General features: G+C 69.6%; 20 protein-coding genes. 14 read left to right on the top strand and 6 right to left on the bottom strand.

Features of this window, described 5'->3' with window-relative positions; translation table 11 throughout:
- Positions 1-146: 146 nt before the first annotated feature.
- The 5 genes from ACFY1L_RS46710 to ACFY1L_RS46730 form a co-directional block, all read right to left on the bottom strand.
- Positions 147-1,100: an alpha/beta hydrolase gene (locus ACFY1L_RS46710; RefSeq protein ID WP_388839825.1), complete on the bottom strand. Its 954-nt coding sequence runs from the start codon at positions 1,098-1,100 to the stop codon at positions 147-149.
- Positions 1,101-1,145: 45 nt separating this feature from the next.
- Positions 1,146-2,435, bottom strand: coding sequence for an MFS transporter (locus ACFY1L_RS46715; RefSeq protein WP_388839828.1), 1,290 nt, complete (start codon positions 2,433-2,435; stop codon positions 1,146-1,148).
- 209 nt (positions 2,436-2,644) lie between these two features.
- Complete coding sequence (locus ACFY1L_RS46720) at positions 2,645-2,878, bottom strand: hexameric tyrosine-coordinated heme protein (RefSeq protein ID WP_382531366.1); 234 nt, start codon at positions 2,876-2,878, stop codon at positions 2,645-2,647.
- A gap of 137 nt (positions 2,879-3,015) precedes the next feature.
- Complete coding sequence (locus ACFY1L_RS46725; protein ID WP_388839832.1) at positions 3,016-4,044, bottom strand: nitronate monooxygenase; 1,029 nt, start codon at positions 4,042-4,044, stop codon at positions 3,016-3,018.
- Positions 4,045-4,071: 27 nt separating this feature from the next.
- Positions 4,072-5,259, bottom strand: a complete 1,188-nt coding sequence (locus ACFY1L_RS46730; RefSeq protein WP_388839835.1) for a YbfB/YjiJ family MFS transporter — start codon at positions 5,257-5,259, stop codon at positions 4,072-4,074.
- Positions 5,260-5,391: 132 nt separating this feature from the next.
- On the opposite strand from ACFY1L_RS46730, the gene ACFY1L_RS46735 reads away from it, so the two are divergent.
- From ACFY1L_RS46735 to ACFY1L_RS46780, 10 genes are all read left to right on the top strand, one after another.
- Positions 5,392-6,246, top strand: a complete 855-nt coding sequence (locus ACFY1L_RS46735; RefSeq protein WP_388839838.1) for a LysR family transcriptional regulator — start codon at positions 5,392-5,394, stop codon at positions 6,244-6,246.
- Between the two features lie 92 nt (positions 6,247-6,338).
- Positions 6,339-7,154, top strand: a complete 816-nt coding sequence (locus ACFY1L_RS46740) for an MBL fold metallo-hydrolase (protein WP_388839841.1) — start codon at positions 6,339-6,341, stop codon at positions 7,152-7,154.
- A gap of 51 nt (positions 7,155-7,205) precedes the next feature.
- The gene (locus ACFY1L_RS46745) at positions 7,206-7,610 is read left to right on the top strand and encodes a tautomerase family protein (RefSeq protein WP_388839844.1); all 405 of its coding nucleotides are present in this window, start codon (positions 7,206-7,208) and stop codon (positions 7,608-7,610) included.
- A 63-nt stretch (positions 7,611-7,673) separates the two neighbouring features.
- Positions 7,674-8,585 (top strand): LysR substrate-binding domain-containing protein, encoded by a 912-nt coding sequence (locus tag ACFY1L_RS46750; protein WP_388839847.1) that lies wholly within the window; start codon positions 7,674-7,676, stop codon positions 8,583-8,585.
- A 235-nt stretch (positions 8,586-8,820) separates the two neighbouring features.
- The gene (locus ACFY1L_RS46755) at positions 8,821-9,807 is read left to right on the top strand and encodes an NAD(P)H-dependent flavin oxidoreductase (protein WP_388839850.1); all 987 of its coding nucleotides are present in this window, start codon (positions 8,821-8,823) and stop codon (positions 9,805-9,807) included.
- A gap of 121 nt (positions 9,808-9,928) precedes the next feature.
- Positions 9,929-11,311, top strand: coding sequence for an MFS transporter (locus ACFY1L_RS46760; protein WP_388839853.1), 1,383 nt, complete (start codon positions 9,929-9,931; stop codon positions 11,309-11,311).
- Between the two features lie 158 nt (positions 11,312-11,469).
- Entirely contained in the window at positions 11,470-12,492 is a 1,023-nt protein-coding gene (locus ACFY1L_RS46765) for a sugar ABC transporter substrate-binding protein (protein WP_388839856.1), read from the top strand.
- A 39-nt stretch (positions 12,493-12,531) separates the two neighbouring features.
- Entirely contained in the window at positions 12,532-13,572 is a 1,041-nt protein-coding gene (locus tag ACFY1L_RS46770) for an ABC transporter permease (protein ID WP_388839858.1), read from the top strand.
- 5 nt (positions 13,573-13,577) lie between these two features.
- Positions 13,578-14,366 (top strand): ATP-binding cassette domain-containing protein, encoded by a 789-nt coding sequence (locus ACFY1L_RS46775; RefSeq protein WP_388839861.1) that lies wholly within the window; start codon positions 13,578-13,580, stop codon positions 14,364-14,366.
- On the top strand, positions 14,363-15,517 hold the full coding sequence (locus ACFY1L_RS46780) for a serine hydrolase domain-containing protein (RefSeq protein WP_388839864.1): 1,155 nt from the start codon (positions 14,363-14,365) through the stop codon (positions 15,515-15,517). Before ACFY1L_RS46775 ends, ACFY1L_RS46780 begins: the two co-directional genes overlap by 4 nt.
- 20 nt (positions 15,518-15,537) lie before the next feature.
- Here ACFY1L_RS46780 and ACFY1L_RS46785 read toward each other — a convergent pair whose 3' ends face one another.
- On the bottom strand, positions 15,538-16,122 hold the full coding sequence (locus tag ACFY1L_RS46785) for a helix-turn-helix domain-containing protein (RefSeq protein ID WP_388839866.1): 585 nt from the start codon (positions 16,120-16,122) through the stop codon (positions 15,538-15,540).
- Between the two features lie 116 nt (positions 16,123-16,238).
- Here ACFY1L_RS46785 and ACFY1L_RS46790 point away from each other — a divergent pair, with 116 nt between their 5' ends.
- The 4 genes from ACFY1L_RS46790 to ACFY1L_RS46805 are packed head-to-tail and all read left to right on the top strand — an operon-like array spanning position 16,239 to position 19,775.
- A complete protein-coding gene (locus ACFY1L_RS46790; RefSeq protein ID WP_388839869.1) occupies positions 16,239-17,075 on the top strand; it encodes an EamA family transporter in 837 nt (278 codons plus the stop codon).
- A gap of 44 nt (positions 17,076-17,119) precedes the next feature.
- Positions 17,120-17,767: an FMN-binding negative transcriptional regulator gene (locus ACFY1L_RS46795; RefSeq protein WP_388839872.1), complete on the top strand. Its 648-nt coding sequence runs from the start codon at positions 17,120-17,122 to the stop codon at positions 17,765-17,767.
- Positions 17,768-17,814: 47 nt separating this feature from the next.
- The gene (locus tag ACFY1L_RS46800; protein ID WP_388839875.1) at positions 17,815-18,522 is read left to right on the top strand and encodes a B3/4 domain-containing protein; all 708 of its coding nucleotides are present in this window, start codon (positions 17,815-17,817) and stop codon (positions 18,520-18,522) included.
- Between the two features lie 23 nt (positions 18,523-18,545).
- Positions 18,546-19,775 (top strand): trans-sulfuration enzyme family protein, encoded by a 1,230-nt coding sequence (locus ACFY1L_RS46805; RefSeq protein ID WP_388839878.1) that lies wholly within the window; start codon positions 18,546-18,548, stop codon positions 19,773-19,775.
- Positions 19,776-20,072: the final 297 nt, after the last annotated feature.

The raw sequence follows: 20,072 nt of genomic DNA on the forward strand, positions 1-20,072 counted from the left end.
AGCCGTGGATCGTCGTCTCCTGTAGGCGCGGGGCGTGGGCGCTTCCAGGGTGTGGGCAGTCGGGTATCGGGCGGCTCGTGCTGTGGGTCGTGGGCATCGCGACCGCCGGGAGGTCGGAGACGAGGCGCCGCCCGGCCGTCGTACGGTCACCGGTTCAAGTCGCGCAACCGGGAGTTGGCCGTTCGCAGCGCCGCGGTCGACGCCTCCTGCCATGCCCGCGCCGAGGCCAGCAGCCCGGTCATGGACGGGGACATGTGGACATGCCCCTCCCCCAGGTACAGCTCGACGGGGACACTCGCGTCGCCCAGTCGCTGCGCGTACCACTCGCCATCACCGCGCAGAACGTCGTACTCGGCTACCGCGACGTACGCCGGGGGGAGCCCCGTGAGGTCTGCGGCCAGCAGAGGGGAGGCGATCGGGTCGTCGGCTTTGCCGCTGTCCCCGAGGTAGAGCGCGCAGAACGTGCGTACGTCGGTCATCGACAGCGGCAACTCGCCGCCCTCTTCCCGGGGGCGGCTGTGGGTCAGGTCCAGAACTGGCACCTCCAGGAGCTGATGGGCGATGTCGTCCCGCCCTTGGTCGCGCAGCAGGAGCGTCGCTCCGGCGGCGATGTTGGCGCCCGATGACTGGCCGCCGACGGTGATCGCACCGGGGAGCGCGCCGATCTCGGCGCTGTTGTCGTTGACCCAGTTGATGACCGATATGACGTCGTGCACGGGCGCCGGAAAGGGGTGCTCGGGTGCCTTGCGGTAGTCGACGGACATCACGATGCAGTCCGCGTGCACGCTGCGGTGGCGGCTGACGGCCTCGGAGTCCTTCGAGAAGGCGCTGTTGATCACCCACCCTCCACCGTGCAGGAAGATGTGGACCGGATGTGGTCCGGCGGTGGTCGATCGGTACAGGATCGCTTGCACGCTCTCACCGGCCGAATCGATGTTCAGGACCCGGCGTTCGGCGACGCTCGGACCAGGGCGGCCGAACGTGTCGAATGCGTCGTCGTTGTTCTGGTTCATCTGCGCCCGGAAGAGTTCCGGGTCTTCGATGACCTTCGGAGGATGGCCGAAGGGCAGAAGCGGCTGCAGGTCCGGGTCGATCGGCATGTGTGTCCTTGAGGATGCGGGGAGGGGCGGCGCCGAGGACGGGCGTCAGCGGACGCGCCGTATCGGCAGGATCGCGAGGCCACCGAGGATGGCGACAGTGCCGGCGGCGGCGAACAGCGTCGAGTAGGACCCGCCGCCCAGGAGGAGGATGAACGGAGCGGCCGCGGGAGCGAGGGCGTTGGCGAGCGTGCTGGACATGTTGAAGACCGCCATGTCCTTGCCCGCGTTCGCCGGATCCGGAAGAACGTCGGTGACCAGTGCGAGGTCGACGGCGAGGAATGCCCCGTAGCCGATGCCGGCGATGGCCATCGCGACCAGGTAGCCGTTGAACCCGGTGACCAGCGACGCGATGATCAGCGCGATGCCGTAGATCGCCGCGGAGGCCAGCACGAAAGCCTTCCGGCGGCCGAGGCGGTCCGACAGCTTCCCGCCGGTGACGCTGGTGAGGATCGTGGTGGTCGACAGCACCAGACTCGCGACGAAGATCTGCCGTGGCACCTCGTTCTGGTTGGATCCGAGGTGGTTGAGCAGGAAGAACGCCTGGTAGGTCGTGAGGAATCCGTAGCCGATGACGAAGAGGAGACGGCCGAGCCAGACCCACGCGAAGTCGGGGTGCCGGACGGGGTTGACCCAGAAGGTCCCCGCGATCTCGCGCACCGACAGTTTCGGCTTGGGGGCGTCCTTGGAAAGCCGGCGATCCTTGACCAGAGAGATGAAGACCAGAACGCTCACGGCCGCGATGAGCGGCGGCAGCAGGAACATCAGCAGCGTGTCTGTGGCGACAGCCTGGACGATGAACGTGCCGCCGATCACCGCCAGCGGGAGGGTAAGACCGACCAGACCCGACACGAGGCCGCGCTGATGCACCGGCACCCGGTCGGCGATGACCGCGAGCAGCGGGGTACCGATCAGGTTCGCCGCGACGCTGTACAGCGCGAACGCGGCGAGCAGTACGGGCACGTTCGGGGCAAGCCCCATCACCGCTCCGAGCGCGACCACTCCGGCCGCGCCGGTGAGAAGGTAGGGACGGCGCATGCCGATGCGTGCCGTCGTCCGGTCGCTCAACCGCCCCACGACCGGCATCAGCAGCAGGGGCAGCAGGACACCCACGCCGACGATGGCGCTCAAGGTGCTCGCGGCGTCCTTGGAGCCGACCAGGGCCTGGACCTTGAGTGCCAGGGAGACGGTGCCCGGTGTCAGGCAGGCGATCCAGAATCCCGCGTAGGCGAACGCGAACGCGAAGATGAACGACTTCCCCACCGGGGGGTGCTCATTGTCGGACCGCGCAATGAGGGACTCGGTCAGCGGCCCGGGCGAGATGGGGGACGCAGTCATGTCGTGCCAATCTTCGGAAGGGGAGGTTCCTTGGTCCCGGCGGCTGTCAGTCGATGGTGCGGTGTTGCGGAGACTGTAGGCTCGCCGAGATTTCAGAACCAACGATTGGTTGTGATGGCGTCCATCGCTGACGGAGAACCTTCGGGGTTCGACCTGTCCCGACGGCCTGCAGCCTCAGCCCGCGCGCGGCGTAAATCTGCGGCGCTCGGTCATCGCCAGTAGTCGTTCGCTGCCGCGATCGTCGCGAACTCCACCGCGACCACATGAGCGATGGAGATCAGCGAGTCCGCGTCCTGCGCGTACTCGGGGCGCAGTTGCTCGCGCACCGCGCCATCGGGCTGCGTGGCCTTGATGACCAGCCGGGCCATCTTGAGGGCGAGCTCGCGGCCCTCCTGCGGAGAAGCGGTGATCAGGGTGTTGCCGGGGACCAGTTCCGTGGCCATGTCCTACCTCCGTGGTGTTGACGGTTTTCTGGATCATCTTGTTCTCGACGGGTCCCGCCCGTCGCTCGGCGGCGAGCGTCCGCGGCCGACCGCACAGCTGACGCCAGGCACGGTGTCCAGTGCGCCCGTCGCAGGACTCACAGCTGGTCAGCGAGGTGCGCGAAGGTGTCGGTGATGGATTCGGCCTTCGCCTGGCGGTGCCCGGTTCCGGCCCACAGGTGGATCAGCCGCGTGTCGGCTGCTGCGGTGGCGGCCTTGCGGAGTGGGCCCGTGAGGTGATGAAGAGCGGGGTAACCGGCCGGGGCGATCGCGTCGTATCGGTCGGTGAAGTGGTTGCGCAGGGCACGCGCGGGTCGCCCGGTGAAGGCACGGGTGACGACGGTGGCGTCGAAGGCCGGGTCGACCAGGGCCGCCTTGTGCGGTGCGGACGCGCCGCTCTCGTGCGTGCGCAGCAGGACGGTGCCGACCATGGCGGCTTGGGCACCTGCACCCAGCGCGCCTGCCACGTCGGTGGGGGTGGTGATTCCGCCAGTGGCGATGAGGGGCAGAGCGACGGCGCTGCGCACTCCGACGACCAGGTCGGGCAACGAAACCTGTGCGGGAGGCCGTTCGGGGGTGAGCGTGGCCGAGTGCCCGCCGGCAGCGGGTGCCTGCACGATGAGGGCGTCGACCCCGGCGTCAGCCGCTCGACGTGCCTCGTCGGCCGAGGTGACGCACTGCAGAACGGTGCTCCCGGCCCTGCGCAGGGCGCTGACGACCACGCGGTCCGGGATGCCGAAGGTGAAGGACACCCAGGGGACGGGAGAGGAGGTGAGCAGGTCGATCTTGTCCGTCCAGTGGTCGTCGTCCTCGATCGGCTCCTCGGGCAGCGTGAGGCCGTAGCGGTCGGCCTCCGCCTGTACCTCCCGCGCGTAGCGCCCGTACGCCTCCCGGGAGGCGGGGAGCGGGTTCGGGACGAACAGGTTGACGCCGAACGCGACGCCTTCCACGCGGGTGGTGTGGATCTGCCCGGCGAGTGCCTGTGCGGTCTTGTACCCCCCGGCCAGGAAACCCAGGCCGCCCGCCCGGGCGGCGGCGGTGACCAGCGCGGGCGTGCTCGGTCCTCCGGCCATCGGCGCCGCGATGAGGGGAAGGTCTGCTCCGAGGTCGGAGAGCAGTGTGCTCATGGCAACTCCTCCTGAAAGGTATGAGCGTCAGGCCGCCGGGGCCGCGGGGCCGAGGTGGTGCGGGAAGCGGACGCAGAGGGCGGCGGCCGCGACCGCGGAGGCGACGACCAGCGCGCTGCCCAGCAGGAGCGCCTGGTGGTAGCCGTGACTGAGCAGCGGGGCGGCGAGAAGCGGACCGAGGATCTGGCCGATGCTGTATCCGGCTGTCAACAGGGCCACGGCCCTCGGCACTTGAAGGTGCGCGCCGATGGACAGGGCGATCGTGCTGACGCCCATGAAGGTGGCGCCGAACAGCAAGGCGGACACGAGTGCGGGCGTGGCACCGCCCAGCAGCGCCGGCAGGGCGATGCCGATGGCCTGGATGGTCAGCGAGGTGAGCAGCAGGGCCGGCCTGGACCAGCGGACGCCCAGCCGGGTCCACAACGCGCACGAGGGCAGTGCGGCGAGGCCAACCACGATCCAGGCCCCGGAGCCGAGACGGCCCGGGACGCCCTGCTGGATCGCGGCGACCAGGAAGGTGCCGGCGATGATGTAGCCGATGCCCTCGAAGGTGTAGCTGGCGAGCAGAGCGAGGAACCAACGGTGGGTACGGGGCCGCTCGGTCATCGCGGCCGCCTCGGAACTCGTGTGCTCCGGCTGCGGGACCAGGGGCCAGGCGACCGCGGCGAGCAGGCCGGCGAGGGCAGCGCAGGTCCACCAGGCCGCCTCCCAGGTGGACGCGGCCTGCACGACGACGACCAGCAGGCCGGACAGGGCGATTCCGGCACCGACTCCGCCGAAGGCCCAGCCGACCAGGTGGTGGGCGTGCTCGCGCAGACCGGAGAGCAGGGCACTGACGGCGATCACGAAGATCAACGCGCTGGCGGCACCGGCCACGAGACGCAGCAGGAACCAGACAGTGCCGTCGTGGCTGACCGGCATGAGCGCCAGCGTCGCCACCAGTATGACGAAGGAACCACGCAGAGCCACGGCCGACCGTACGACGGCGGGTACGGCGATGCCGGCCAGGGCACCTGCGAGGTAGCCGATGAAGTTCGCGGTCGCCAGGTTGGCTCCGAGCGCCGAGGAGAGTCCGGCCTGGGTGTGCATGAGGGGAAGGATCGGGGTGTAGACGAACCTGCCGATCCCCTGTCCCGCGGCGAGCGCTGCCGCCGCCTGGGCCACAATCGTCCAGGGAGACCGCGTTCGCGGACGGGGCGGGGCTGATGACTGCACGATCCTGGGAACCTTCCTGGTGGCGTTCTGTGGCCGCCTCTGACGCTAGGCAGCGCGTGTATCGCTGTGAAATGCCGGTTAAGGTGCCTCTATGCACGGCAGGCATGGATGCCGGGAAGGGGCGCCAAGGGCATGGACGTCGAACTGCGTCACCTGCGGGCCTTCGCGTCCGTGGCCCGCCATCGCTCGTTCTCCCGTGCCGCCGAGGAACTGCTGATCACACAGCCTGCGCTGAGCCGAACGATCGCGCAGCTGGAGGGCAACCTGAGCGTCCGCCTGCTCGACCGGTCCTCTCGGCACGTCGAACTGACCGATACAGGCGCGGAGTTCCTCCTCCACGTCGAGCGGGTCCTCGCGACCCTCGACCAGGCCCTCGCCGTCGTGAGCCACCGCATCACCCTGCGGCTCGGATTCAGCTGGCTGCTGCCCGACCCCTGGACACAGCAGACCGTCAGCCGCTTCGAAGAGACCACGGGAGCGACGGTCTCCTTGACCCGGACCGACGATCCCCTTCAGGCGCTGCGTCAGCGCACCCTCGACATCGCGGTGGTCCGGAGCGACTTCGACGCGCCCCGCGGAGCACGCACCCTGCACCTGTTCGACGAGCCGCGCACCGCCGTATGCTCCGAGCACTCCGACCTGACCCGTTTCGACCATCTGGACTGGACAGACGTCCAACACTGGACCCTCGTCGTCAACACGGTCAGCGGCACGACCGGCCCCTGGTCATGGCCGGTGGACCAGCGCCCGGCGCAGATCATCGAAACGGCCAACTACGACGAATGGCTGGAGACGGTGGCCGCCAACCGCGGCATCGGCATCGTTCCCGAAGTCGCGCAGCGCCGTTCCCCGCATCCCGCCGTGCGCTTCGTTCCCCTCACCAATGCACCGGCGAGCCCCGTCAGCCTCGTCTACTTTCCCGACGCCCAACGAACGCTGATCCGCCGGTTCCTGGACGCCGCGGTACCGGCCGCCACCCTGCAGTGATCTGGCTCCCGGGCCGAATCCATGCCTGACGCACATAGATAGGCCGCCACAGGCATTTCCGCCAGAAGTGAAAAGTCCCTAGCGTCGAGGGCATGAGCGAAACCCGCAGCGCAGCTTTGCCCCGACAGGAATCCGCGATCACCGTCCTGGGCGGCCCCACGGCCGTGATCGACCTCGGCGGCCTGCGCATCGTCAGCGATCCGACCTTCGACGACGCCGGCCCGCACGGGTACCTCACCAAAACGGCAGACACTGTCGTCGACGAGGACGCCGTGGGGCAGGTCGACCTCGTTCTGGTCAGCCACGACACGCATCCGGACAACCTCGACGAGCGTGGCCGCGCGTTCGCGAAGGCCGCCCCGCTGGTTCTCACCGGCCCCCTGGCCGCCGGACGACTGGGCTCGCCGGCCGTCGGCCTCGCACCGTGGACCAGCCACTCCGTACCCCGCGCGGACGGCGGCGGAGACCTGACCGTGCTGGCGGTTCCCGCGGTCCACGGCCCCGAGGACGGCGAGCGCGACGCCGACGGGAACGTCAACTGCGAGGTCATCGGGTTCGTGCTGTCCGGCCAGGGACTTCCCACGGTGTATGTGAGTGGCGACAACGCCTCGATCCGCACGGTCGCGGAGATCTCCCGCCGGGTGCCCGACATCGACGCGGCCGTCCTGCACGTGGGAGCGGCACGCGTCCGGGCGAAGTTCGACGGCCGTCCCCTCTCACTGGACAGCCGCGCCGCCGCTGCCGCAGCAGCTGTCCTGGGCGCGAACACCGTCGTCCCGGCCCACTACGACGCCTGGGCCCACTTCACCGAGGGACTGCCGGAGATCGAGCTGGCCTTCCACGAGGCCGGCCTTTCCTCCGTACTGCAGGCCGCACCCCATGGAACGTGGGTGCAGCTGAACCACTGAACCGCCCTCTCCGACACACGCATCAGCAATGGGACGAGCAAGGAACGACACATGCCTTTCGTACGCATCGATCTCATCCGCGGACGGCGTCTCGATGAGGTGAGGGCAATCGCCGACGCGACGCATCAGGCGCTCCTGAACGTGCTGGACATCCCGGAGCGGGACAGGTTCCAGGTCATCACCGAGCACGATGCGGATCACGTCATCGCTCTCGACGCCGGCCTCGGCTTCGAGCGAAGCGACCGGCTGGTGATGATCCAGATCTTCACCCAGTCGGGACGCAGCACCGAAGTCAAGCAACGCCTCTTCCACACCATCGCCGAACAGCTTGAACCCCTCGGCATCAGCGGTGAGGACGTCTTCATCGGCATTGTCGAAAACGGTCCTCAGGACTGGTCGTTCGGTTTCGGTCGCGCCCAGTACACCGAGGGCGACCTGGCCGTGCCCGGCCGCTGACACCATCCGCCCTGTGACCGGCCGCAGGTATGCTCCTGCCCACGGGCCCATATGGAGGTCGACGTGGAACTCTCCGACCTGCGGATCTTCCTGGCCGTCGCGCGCACGCACGGCATCACCAAGGCCGCTCAGGAACTGCACACCGTGCAGTCGAACGTCAGCGCACGCATCCACGCGCTGGAGAAACAGGTGGGCGCCCCGCTGTTCCGTCGGCACGCGCGGGGCGTGGCGCTGACGAACGCGGGCGAGCAGCTGCTGCCGTATGCCGAGCGCATCAGCAGGCTCGTCGACGAGGCGCAGCAGGTGATCGGCGACGAGGCCGATCCCTGCGGTCCACTGCGGATCGGGTCCATGGAAACCACGGCGGGCCTCCGACTTCCCACAGTGCTGGCGGCCTTCGCCGAGGACTGTCCCCGCGTCGACTTCTCGCTTATCACCGGGCCGACCGAGCAGCTGGTCCGGGACGTCCTGGAGTATCGGCTCGACGGCGCGCTGGTCAACGGCCCTGTGCGACAACCCGACCTGGTGGAGACCCCGGTGTTCGAGGAGCGTCTCGTCCTCGTCACGGCGCGCCGTGTCACCGACCTCAACGCCGTCATGCGCGACCCCAAGATCCTCGTCTTCCGCACGGGCTGCTCCTACCGCAGGCGCCTGGAGAACATCCTGCAGGCGCGGGGCGCCGTAAGCGTTCGCTGCATGGAATTCGGAACTCTGGAGGGCATCCTCGGCTGTGTCGGGGCGGACATGGGTCTGACTCTGCTGCCCGCCGCCGTGGTCGAACGGCATGTCTCCCGCGAGCAGGTTCGGGTGCACGAGCTGCCGGAGGTCGAGGCACGCGCTCAGACCGTGTTCGTCCAGCGTGTCGACGCACCCCCGTCGCCGGCTCTTACGCGGTTCCTCACGCATGCGCGAGCAATGGACCAGGCACCGCCGGTCCTGCGCATGGTCGGAGGAGCCTCCGCGGCCACCGGCTGAGCAACTCCCTTTGCCGATCTGATCAGTTCCGCGCGATGACGGACGCCGTCATCGACCAAGTGCTGGCCTCGAATTCACCGGGCTGGCGTTCATCGGCCATCGGAAAGTTCTCTTTCGGCGATGGCTCCCATCGCAAGCAATCGTTGGATCTGAAATCTCGGCGAACCTACTGTCCCCTTAACGCCGCACCGCCCACGCACCAACGGGCGGATGCCTGGACGAAGAGGACTTCGCCTTGCTGACAACGCGCCTTACCCACGCCTTCGGAATCAAGCACCCCGTCGTGCTCGCCCCCATGGACCTCGTCTCCGGGGCCCGGCTCGCCACCGCGGTGACCACCGCGGGCGGGCTGGGCCTGATCGGCGGAGGCTACGGCGACGGAGAGTGGCTGAAGCGGGAGTTCGCCGCCGCGGCCGGTACCCGGGTGGGATGCGGCTTCATCACCTGGAGCCTGGCCCGCCACCCCGAGTTGCTCGATGTCGCCCTGGAGCACCAGCCCGCCGCGGTCATGCTGTCCTTCGGCGACCCGGCCCCGTTCGCCGACCGGATCCGCGCCGCGGCCGTACCGCTGCTGTGTCAGGTCCACACGCTCGACCAGGCCCGTCAGGCCCTCGACGCCGGAGCCGACGTCATCGTCGCGCAGGGCGGGGAGGCCGGCGGGCACGGAGTCGGGGCGCGGTCGACATTCACCCTCGTCCCCGATGTCGCGGACCTGATCGCCGACCGCGCCCCGGAAACGCTCTTGCTGGGCGCGGGAGGAGTGGCGGACGGTCGCGGGCTCGCCGGCGCGCTCGCCCTCGGCGCGGACGGGGTCCTCGTCGGCACCCGCTTCTGGGCGACGGAGGAAGCCGTCGTCTCGGCTCGCGCCCACGCCCGAGCGGTGAGGGCCGACGGCGATGAGACCATCCGCACCAGCGTCTACGACATCGTGCGCAGGTACGACTGGCCCGTCGAGTACAACGGTCGCGTGCTGCGCAACCGGTTCATCGACCGGTGGCACGGGCGGGAGACGGAACTTGCCGCACAAGTGGCCGAGGCCGCCGCAGAGTTCAAAAACGCCGTCTCCCAGCAGGACTTCGACATCGCGAACATGATCGTCGGCGAGGGCGTGGGCCTGGTCCACGAGATCCTGCCCGCCGGCGAAGTGGTGCGCAGGATGGCGCAGGACGCCGCCGCCCGCCTCGGCCGATGGGCTCCGCAGACCGCAGCGGTCGGCGGCTGAGCCGAGCCCTTGGCGCTGCGTGTAACGCGATCGGGGTCAACGTCCCCCTGGTCACCCTGAGTTCTTCCGCTCGTTCCCGCTTTCACGCGACCCCGCCGTACCGGCGTCGGGAGGGATCACCATGTCCAGTCCCCAGCCCCCGCAGACCTCTCCGAAAGAACTGCGCCGCATCATCGCCGCGTCCAGCACCGGCACGCTCATCGAGTGGTACGACTTCTTCGTCTACGGCAGCCTCGCCGTCGTCTTCTCCGGGTTCTTCTTCCCCACCGGCGAATCCAGCCTCGCGCTCCTGGTGAGCGTGGCTGCGTTCGGCACCGGTTTCGTCGTCCGCCCCCTCGGGGCCCTGTTCTTCGGCAGGCTCGGAGACCGGGTCGGCCGTAAGAAGACCTTCCTCGCCACCCTTGTCGTCATGGGCGCGGCCACCACGCTCATCGGCTGTCTCCCGAAGTACGACACCATCGGCACGGCGGCCCCCGTACTGCTGGTACTGCTGCGGCTGCTCCAGGGCTTCGCGGTGGGCGGAGAGTACGGCGGTGCAGCCACCTACGTCGCCGAGCACTCCCCCACGGACCGCAAGGGCACCTACACCAGCTTCCTGCAGACCACGGCCACGCTCGGGCTGCTGTTGTCCATCGGTGTCGTGGTCGCCTGCCGGCTGCTGCTGGGCGAGGACGCGTTCACCGCGTGGGGCTGGCGACTGCCCTTCCTGCTCTCCGCCGTCCTCGTCCTCCTCTCTCTAAGGATGCGGCTGAAGCTTCACGAGTCGCCTGTGTTCACCCGCATGCAGGCGCAGGGAACCCTCTCCAAGGCGCCCGTCCGGGAGACCCTGGGCAACCCCAAGACCCTCGCTCTCGTCCTGATCACTCTGTTCGGCCTGACCGCCGGGCTGGGAGCGGTCTGGTACACCAGCCAGTTCTACGCCCTGTACTTCCTGCAGAGCGTGCTGAAGGTGGACTTCCTCACCACCAACGTCTGCATGGCGGTCGCGCTGGTGCTGGGCACTCCCTCCTACATTCTGTTCGGCAGGCTGTCCGACCAGTTCGGCAGGCAGCGCATCATCGTGGCGGGCCTGGCCCTGTCGGCCGTGAGCTTCCTGCCCCTGTACGCGTGGATCCGCGAAGCCGCCGCACACCGGTCATGGGCGCAGGTCGTCGTGGCGGTGACGCTGCAGATCGTGTTCAGCGCCATGGTGTACGCGCCGACGGCCGCCTACCTGACCGAGCTGTTCCCTCCCCGGATCCGCTACACGGGCCTGTCGGTCTCCTACCACCTGGGCACCGGCGTCTTCGGCGGGTTCATGCCGCTCATCGCGCTCTCTCTCACCACATCGACCGGCAACCAACTCGCCGGTGTGGCCTATCCCATCGCCGTGGCCGCCGTGTCCACCGTGGTCAGCCTGGTACTGCTGCGCGGCGGCCGGGACAACAAGCTCGTGCGGGCCGTGTGGAACCAACTCGGAACGCCCGATCGGGCGGACTCGCCCGAACCCGCCCCCACCGGGTGATCCAGACCAGCGCCGGCCTCCCTGACACGGCGGGCGCTGCCACGGGGTTCCGCCACCCACCCGGACGTGGCGGAACCCCGTCCCCCACCTCACCAAGAACCCCCACCCATGTCCCTCACCCCGACCACTGATCACTTATCTCGCGCAAGGAGCCCCCCGTGCCTCGTCTCCGCAGATCCCGCATCGCCCTGATCGCGACCCTCGTCGCCACCACCGCCGTCACCGCCGCGTGTACCAAGCGCTCTGACTCCACCGGCTCGAACAATTCCAGCGGTTCCTCCGGCCGGAAGCTGTCCGTGATCGTCGTGTCCGGACCGCTGAGCGACCCGTTCTTCGGTGCGATGAAGACCGGTGCCGACAACGCCGGCAAGGAGCTGAACGTCTCCACCGAGTACCTCAGCCCGACCTCGACCGACGCCTCCGGCCCGACGCTCGCAAGACTCATGCAGGCGGCCGTGGCGAAGAAGCCGGACGCCATCGTCGTCGGCAACTTCTTCCCCGCAGCTCAGGACCCCGAGATCAAGGCCGCGGTCAAGGCCGGCATACCGGTGGTCGTCATCAACTCCGGCCAGTCGGACTGGAAGCAGCTCGGCGCCCTCGCCTTCGTCGGCATCGAGCCGGTGGTCGCCGGCACCAGGTCGGGCGAGCAGTCGGCCAAGCTCGGAGTGAAGAAGGGGCTGTGCGTCAACACGGTCCCGGGCAACCCCGCCCTGGAGCAGCTGTGCCAGGGCTACACCGACACGCTCAAGAAGAGCGGCGGCACGGCGAGCGAGCTGCGTATCCCGTACCAGGACGCGACCAACCCGACCAAGGTCACCCAGGCCATCGAAGGCGCGCTCAAGGCGGACAAGGACATCGACGGCGTCTTCACGACGGGCTCCATCGTCGCCGAGTCCGCGCTGACCGCGGCGAAGGACATCGGACGCAAGCTGACCATCGGCAGCGGCGACCCGTCCACCAAGGTCCTCAAGGACATCGAGGCGGGCAACATCCAGTACGCCATGGACCAGCAGCCCTACCTGCAGACGTACTACGGCGTCCTGATCGCCAAGCAGTACGTGCAGTACCGGATCTCCCCCTCCGGCAATGTGCTCACCGGTCCGCTCGTCATCGACAAGGACAGCGCGGCCGCCGTGCTGAAGATCAACGAGACGTACCAGGGCATCCGCGGTGCCGCCTGAGACGCCGCAGCAGACTTCCAGTTTCAGGAGAGCGCACTCATGACCATCGACCAAGCGGCTCCGGCACCCTCCGTGCCGAACGAGCAGAGCGAACCCCTCAGCAGTTCACTGATCGCACGCACGGCACGGCGCCCGGAGTTCGGCGCGCTGATCGGCGCTGTAGCGGTGTACGTCTTCTTCCTGGTGACCGCGTCCGGCGCGGGCTTCACCAGCGTGGACGGCACCGCGAGCTGGCTGAACACCGCCGCCGAACTGGGTGTGGTCGCGACGCCGGTCGCACTGCTCCTCATCGCCGGGGAGTTCGACCTGTCGATCGGCTCGGTGGTCGGCGCGACGTCGGCGATCGTGGCCATCGCCAGCGGGACCTACACCATGCCCCAATGGGCATCGATCCCTCTCGCCATCGGCTTCGGCCTGCTGGTGGGGCTGGTCAACGGCCTCGTCGCCACCCGCACCAAGCTCCCGTCCTTCATCGTCACCCTGGGAAGCTCGCTGGTCGTCGGCGGTGGCGCCCTGGGCCTCAGCCGCGCCCTGTCCGGGAGTACGGCCGTGACGCTGGCACCGGAACCGAGCGTGCAGGCCGTGTTCGGCTCCAAGGCGGGGCAGTTCCAGGTGTCCATCGCATGGTGGCTGGCGATCACCGTCGTCGCCTGGTGGGTGCTGACCCGTACCCGCACCGGAAGCTGGATCTACGCCACCGGCGGGGCCCCCGACGTGGCCCGGGACGCCGGTGTGCCGACCGCCCGGGTCAAGGTCGGGCTGTTCATGGCCACCTCCGCCGGTGCCGCGCTCGTCGGTGTCCTGCAGACGATCGCCTACAGCGGGGGCGACGTCACCCGTGGCTCCAGCTTCATCTTCGACGGCGTGATCGCCGCCGTGATCGGCGGAGTGCTTCTGCAGGGCGGCTACGGCTCCACCCTCGGCGTCCTGCTGGGCACGGCGACCTACGGCATCGTCAGCCTCGGCATCTTCTACACCGGCTGGAACACCGACTACGCCCAGCTCTTCCTCGGCGCCCTGCTGCTGGTCGCGGTGATGGCGAACAACTACTTCCGCAAGCTCGCACTGAGTGGCAGGTGACCCTCATGACAACCACCACGACCGACCATCCCCTGATCGAACTCCAGGGCGTCACCCAGCGGTTCACCGGCGTGACCGCCGTTGCCGACGTCTCGCTCGCCGTCCGCCCCGGCCAGGTGCTCTGCCTCCTCGGCCACAACGGCGCCGGCAAGTCCACCCTCATCAAGATCCTGTCCGGGGTGTACACGCCGACCGAGGGCACCCTGTCCATCGACGGCGAGCCCGTGACGCTCGGCGGCCCGCGCGAGGCCCTGGACCGTGGCATCGCCACCGTCCACCAGGGCGCGGGCACGGTCCCGCTGATGAGCGTGGCCCGCAACTTCTTCCTCGGCGCCGAACCCACCAAGGGCCGGGGTCTGTTCCGCCGCTTCGACGCCGCGACGGCGGGCCGGATCGCCCTGCGGGAGATCCAGCAACTGGGCATCCGCCGCATCCGCGACGCCGACCAGCTGGTGGGCACCATGTCCGGCGGCGAGCGCCAGGCCCTCGTCATCGCCCGCGCCCTGCACTTCGGCGCCCGGGTGCTGATCCTGGACGAACCGACCTCGGCGCTCGGCGTCCGCGAGGCCGAGATCGTTCTCCAGGCCGTGGAGTCGGCACGGGACCGCGGCGTCGGCGTCGTCCTGATCACCCATCAGGCCCACCACGCCCTGCGGGTCGGCGACCACTTCGCCGTCCTCGCACACGGCCGGCTCGTCGCCTCGTTCGCGCGGGGCGAGATGGAGGCGGCCGAGGTCATCGACCTGATGGCGGGCGGCACGGTGATGGAGGAACTGGAGCGCAAGCAGGCATGAGCACGACGCACAAGGCGGTGGCGACGGCATCCGGCTACACGTCGCCCCGGTTCTCAGGCGTCCACGACGCCTTCGAGAGCAACCTGCGCAACGGCGACGACCTCGGCGCCTCCGTCGCCGTCTACCAGCACGGCGAGCTGGTCGTGGACCTGTGGGGCGGCTCCCGGGACACCAGCGGGATGCCGTACCCCGAGGACGCCCTGCACGTGGGGTACTCCGTGACCAAGGGCGTCATGGGCCTGGTGCTCGCGAGCCTGGTCGACACGGGCGAGGTGGATCTCGACGCGCCGGTGTCGGCCTACTGGCCGGAGTTCGGCGCGGCCGGCAAGGACGGCGTCGTGGTCCGTGAACTGGCCTCGCACCGAGCCGGTCTGCCCGCCTTCGAGGAGCCGGTGACCAACGCCGACCTCGCCGACTGGGACGGCTGCGTGCGACGCCTGGCCCGACAGGAGCCGGCGTGGTACCCGGGCATCCGGCACGGCTACCACGCCCTGACCCTCGGCTATCTGGTGGGCGAGGTCACGCGGCGCACGAGCGGCAAGAGTGTCGGCGCCCTGTTGCGCGAGCGCTTCGCCCAGGACGGCGACCTGCAAGCGTGGATAGGTCTGCCCACCGAACACAACAGCCGTGTCGTCAGGTACGAGGACGCCTCTCCCACACCAGGAATCGGCGCTCTCCTGGCCAGGGTCGCCGAGTCCCCGGGCACGCTGACCCACGCCACCTTCAACAACCCCGTGATCACTGCCGATCTGTTCAACGACCCCGCGCTGTGGCGGCCGGAGATCCCCGCCGCCAACGGCGTCTTCGACGCCAGGTCGCTGGCCCGGCTCTACTCCAGCGTGGTCGACGGCCCGCTGCGTAGCATCTCCCCCACCACTGTGGACCGGGTCCGCCACCAGCAGGTCCACGGCCCCGACGAGGTCCTGGTCGACCAGCCCACCCGCTTCGGCACAGTCTTCGGGCTCTCGTCCCCACGACAGCCCATGCTCGGCCCCGGCTCGTTCGGCCACGACGGCCTAGGCGGACATCTGGCCTTCGCCCACCCGGAATCCGGTATCGCGTTCGCCTTCCTCACCAACCGGGCCATACCCGACCCCACGCCCCACACCCGGCTGTGGCGCCTGCTCTCGGCAGTCGCCGCGGCCCTGTGACGAGTGTGCTGTGCTCTGGGTCAGGTCGTCGCTGCCGGACCGGGCGGAAGGTGGACCGTCATGATCAGGTGGCAGGTCTCGGTGCCGGCGCCGCGATAGGTGTGCGGGGTGTCGCCGTCGAACGTGGCGGTCTGGCCGGCTTCGACGGTGTGCTCGGTGCCGTCGACGACCAGGGTCATCCGGCCGGAGGTGACGCTCACGGTCTCCACGACCCCGGCCTGGTGGGGGTGGCTGGGGTATTCCTCGCCCGGTTCCAGTCGCCAGCGCCAGACCTCGACCGGCGCCGGCCCCGAGGTCGTCAGCATGAGCCGGGCCTCGCCACCCCGCTCGCCCGTCCACAGGGGTGCCACGGCATCCGCGGCCACGACCCGTACACGGCCTTCGGGCGATCCCTGCATCAGGGCGGACACCGAGATGCCCAGGGTGTCGGCCAGCCGGACCAGGGTGGCCAGGTTGGGGTTGCCCTGGGCTTTCTCCAGTCCCACGAGGGCGCCCTTGCTGACCTGGGCGCGGCGGCTGAGCTCGTCCAGGGACAGGCCCGCGCGCATGCGTGCCGCCCGGACGTTGTGCGCGACCGTTCGCAGCGCCGCGGCCGTCTCCGCCACCTGGTCACCTTCCTTACCGCTGGACATTCCAATGCACCGTGCGGTCGATCGGTTGAGATATCCGGTCGATTCGCTGTACGGTGTGGTCGTTCCACTGAATGGTAAGGGATTGTACTGTGATCGCTCTGCTGCTGGCCCTGGGCAGCTCACTCGCGTACGGATGCGCCGACTTCCTCGGCGGTCTCGGCGCCCGGAAAGCCCATGTGCTGCGTACCGTGATGGTCGCCGCCCCGGCCAGCCTCGCGGTCGAGCTGCTGCTTTGGCCGGTGCTCGGCGCCTCCTTCAGCCCCGGAGCCCTGGGCTGGGGTGCCGCCTCGGGCGTCGCCTCGGCCGCCGCGTTCGCCCTGCTGTACCGCACCCTGGCGATCGGCCCGATGAACGTGCTCTCGCCCGTGACCGCGCTGGTCTCCGCCGCGCTGCCGGTCGGCGTCGGCCTGCTGCAGGGCGAGCACCTGGCAGCCGCTGGGCTGGTGGGTCTGCCGCTCGCGCTGGTCGCGGTGGTGCTGGTCAGCGCCGGACACGGCGCGGGCTCGACGCGCCCCTCCCGTACGGCGCTGCTGCTGGCCTTCGGCGCGGGCGCCGCCATCGCCCTGCAGCTGGTCTTCCTGCACCAGGCGCCGTCCGACAGCGGGGTGGCCCCGCTGATCGTGGGCCGGGCCGTCTCCTCGGCCGTCACCCTGGCCGCGGCCGGGCTGATGCACCGCAGGCTGGGCCCCGAGCGGCCCGCATACGCGCTGTCGGCGGCCGCCGGCGTGCTGGACTCCGTGGCGAACCTGCTGTTCCTGCTCGCCGCCCGCAGCGGGGACCTCACCGTCGTCGCCGTCATCACCGCCCTCTACCCGGCCGGCACCGTCCTGCTCGCCCGCGGCGTACTCGCCGAACGCATACACCGCGCCCAGCTCGCCGGCCTCGGCACTGCCGCCGTCGCCGTCAGCCTCCTCGCCCTGACCTGACCAAAGCCCGCAGCAACCCCCACCAGCCACCGAAGGAGCACAGCATGCTCGTCCACCCCTGGGACGCGAGCCTGGACGAAGCCGAATGGCAGACCTGGATCGCCGAAGGCCATGACTTCGGCCTGCTGAGCGTCAACGGCCTGCCCGGCCACCCGCCCGCCGTCGTCCCCACCCATTTCGCCCCCGATGGACCTAACCTGCTGATCCACCTCGCCCGTCCCAACCCGGCCTGGAAAGCGATCGAACACGACCCGACCGTCCTGTTCACCGTCTTCGGCGACTACGCCTTCGTCCCCGGCCCCTGGCGCGCCGAGCCCGGCACCCCGCGCACCGACGGCGTCCCCACCAGCTACTACACCGCGGTGCAGTTCACCTGCCGCGCCCACATCATCAACGACCCCGAAGACAAGGCCGAACTGCTGCGCCGCCAGCTCGCCCACTTCCAGCCGGACGGCGACCACGCCCCCGTCGCTGTGGACCAGCCCCCCTACGGCCGGATGCTGTCCGGCATCCGCGGCCTGCGCCTGGAGGTCACCGACGTGCAGGCCAAGTTCAAGTACGACGACGACGAGCCCGTCGAGCACCGCACCGCCGTCGCCGACCATCTCTCCGCACGCGGCCAGGGCCTCGACGTCCCCGCAGCGGTCCAGCAGCTCCGCCGCCTGGACCGCATCGGCACCTGGAAGCCCTGACCCCCACCCCCACCCCCACCCGGATGCAGGAAACGGAATCCCCGCCCATGCCCGCCTTCCGCCTCGCCCCCACCGTCGCCAACGCCTTCCCAGACACCCTCATCGCCCTGGTCACCGCCACCGGTCTGCGCGGCCGTGAGTCCTGGCCGCACACCGCCGCCGCCGTGGAGGAACTGGAGCAACAGCTCGCCGACGGCACCTGGCACCCCGCCGACGAGACCGACCCCCGCATCGAGTCCTGGCACACCGCCTACCGCTCCTTCGGCACCAACCCCCGCCGCATCCGCCCCAGCGTCGACGCGCTCGGCCGCCGCCTCGCCAAGAAGGGGACCCTGCCCCGTATCAACCCGGCCGTTGACTCCTACAACGCCGTCTCCGTCCGGCACGGCCTGCCCGCCGGCGCCTTCGACCTGAACCACGTCACCGGCGACGTCGACATCCGCCACGCGGACGGCACCGAAGCCTTCACCCCGCTCGGCGAACCCGACACCGTCGAGAACCCCAAGCCCGGCGAGATCATCTACACCGACACCACCGGCGTCCTGACCCGCCACTGGAACCACCGCGACGCCCACCGCACCCGTGTCACAGAGGACTCCACCCACGTCGCCTTCGTCATCGAAACCCTCCACGCCGACCGCGACGGCGACCTGCTCAAGGTCGCGGCCGACGAACTGCAGGCTCTGCTCGCCCCGCACGCCGAACAGACCGCCGTGCACTTCATCAGCCCGGCACAGCCCCAGGTCACCATCTGAGAGCAGCGAATCGAGGGATTTCCATGCCGAATTCGAGCACTCGGCCCTCCGGACCCGACAAGCATGATCCGGCCACACTCGCGTTCCAAACCCAAGCGGTGCACTGCGGGAACCAGGCTGACGTCGGCACGGGCGCGATCCGTACACCGATCATCATGGCGAACTCCTACACCCTGCCCGAGGACCCGTTCACGCTCGACCCGGACAACCCTGACCTGCTTGTCTACACGCGGGAGTCCGGCGCGAACCAGCTCGGACTCCAGGCCAAGCTCGCCGTCCTGGAGGGCGGCGAGGACGCGGTCGTACTGGGCAGCGGCGTCGCCGCTTTGCACGCAGTGTTCTTCACTCACCTGTGCGCCGGGGACCACGTCATCGTCTCCGATGTCACCTACGGCGCCGTATGGCGGCTGTTCGCCGAGCTACTGCCGGTCAAGTCGGGCATTGAAGCGACGTTCGTCGACATCACCGATCTTGACGCCGTGCGCGCCGCGATGCGCCCCACCACACGGATCATCCACACCGAGGTCATCGCCAACCCGACCGGCAAGACAGCCGACATCCAGGCCCTGGCCGACGTCGCCCATGCGGCAGGCGCCCTGCTGACCGTGGACTCCACCTGCACGCCTCCACCACTGTTCCGCCCGCTGGAGCACGGCGCCGACCTGGTGGTGCACTCCCTGACCAAGTACATCAACGGGCACGGCGACGCCATGGGCGGCGCCGTCATCGGGCCGCGGGAGCTGATCCTCCCGATCAAGTCCGAGGCCATGATCAACGTGGGCGCCGCCATCTCCCCGTTCAACGCCTGGCTGATCTCCCGCGGTTCGATCACGCTGCCGCTTCGCCTGCGTCAGCACCTCGTCGGCGCCCAGCGGATGGCGGAGTTTCTGGACAGTGACCCCCGCGTGCTGCACGTCGCCTATCCGGGACTCCCCTCCCACCCGCAGCATGAGCTCGCCGAGCGACAGTTCGGCGGGCAGGGCTTCGGCGCGCTGATCGCGTTCGCTCTCGACGCCGATCACGACACCCGCAATGCCTTCGTCAACAGCCTGCGGCTGATCACCTCCGCGGTGTCCCTGGGCCACGACGAGACGCTCATCGTCTACGAGGACGCTCCTGCCGGCCGCGCCGCCATGTTCCCCGAGGTGTTCCGCACCCACGGCCTGTTGCGTCTGGCGGTGGGACTCGAAGACCCCGACGACCTGATCGCGGACCTGGCCGCCGCGCTGGAGACGGCGATGCCCGCGCGCTGACCCACCTGCCAGGGCGGGCCACGCGCCGGTACCGGCACAGGTGAGGCCAGAACCTCAGCGAGAACGCATTCGAGCGGGGGCCTGTCGAGAAGCGGCGACGAAGTGACACCGCGCATCGATGGCGAGAGGCCGGGTATCCCGTCGGAAGCGGTCACCCACGTCTTCGACCGCCTCTACGGTGCGGGCCCACACGCCAACGCGGACTTCCCGGTTCTTCGCGAGCAGGAGCCCTCACCCGCCCCGCCTGGGTTCCGGCAGTCACCCAACGGTTCAACCGCGGCCTCGGTAAGGGAGCAC

Origin of the sequence: Streptomyces sp. NPDC001663 (assembly GCF_042893105.1) — a bacterium.
Classification (GTDB): Bacteria; Actinomycetota; Actinomycetes; order Streptomycetales; family Streptomycetaceae; genus Streptomyces.

Coding starts and splice junctions, on each gene's coding strand:
- ACFY1L_RS46775 (WP_388839861.1), top strand. CDS start 13,578: ATGACAACCACCACGACCGACCATCCCCTGATCGAACTCCAGGGCGTC.
- ACFY1L_RS46800 (WP_388839875.1), top strand. CDS start 17,815: ATGCCCGCCTTCCGCCTCGCCCCCACCGTCGCCAACGCCTTCCCAGAC.
- ACFY1L_RS46795 (WP_388839872.1), top strand. CDS start 17,120: ATGCTCGTCCACCCCTGGGACGCGAGCCTGGACGAAGCCGAATGGCAG.
- ACFY1L_RS46735 (WP_388839838.1), top strand. CDS start 5,392: ATGGACGTCGAACTGCGTCACCTGCGGGCCTTCGCGTCCGTGGCCCGC.
- ACFY1L_RS46720 (WP_382531366.1), bottom strand. CDS start 2,878: ATGGCCACGGAACTGGTCCCCGGCAACACCCTGATCACCGCTTCTCCG.
- ACFY1L_RS46740 (WP_388839841.1), top strand. CDS start 6,339: ATGAGCGAAACCCGCAGCGCAGCTTTGCCCCGACAGGAATCCGCGATC.
- ACFY1L_RS46770 (WP_388839858.1), top strand. CDS start 12,532: ATGACCATCGACCAAGCGGCTCCGGCACCCTCCGTGCCGAACGAGCAG.
- ACFY1L_RS46805 (WP_388839878.1), top strand. CDS start 18,546: ATGCCGAATTCGAGCACTCGGCCCTCCGGACCCGACAAGCATGATCCG.
- ACFY1L_RS46725 (WP_388839832.1), bottom strand. CDS start 4,044: ATGAGCACACTGCTCTCCGACCTCGGAGCAGACCTTCCCCTCATCGCG.
- ACFY1L_RS46780 (WP_388839864.1), top strand. CDS start 14,363: ATGAGCACGACGCACAAGGCGGTGGCGACGGCATCCGGCTACACGTCG.
- ACFY1L_RS46760 (WP_388839853.1), top strand. CDS start 9,929: ATGTCCAGTCCCCAGCCCCCGCAGACCTCTCCGAAAGAACTGCGCCGC.
- ACFY1L_RS46715 (WP_388839828.1), bottom strand. CDS start 2,435: ATGACTGCGTCCCCCATCTCGCCCGGGCCGCTGACCGAGTCCCTCATT.
- ACFY1L_RS46710 (WP_388839825.1), bottom strand. CDS start 1,100: ATGCCGATCGACCCGGACCTGCAGCCGCTTCTGCCCTTCGGCCATCCT.
- ACFY1L_RS46745 (WP_388839844.1), top strand. CDS start 7,206: ATGCCTTTCGTACGCATCGATCTCATCCGCGGACGGCGTCTCGATGAG.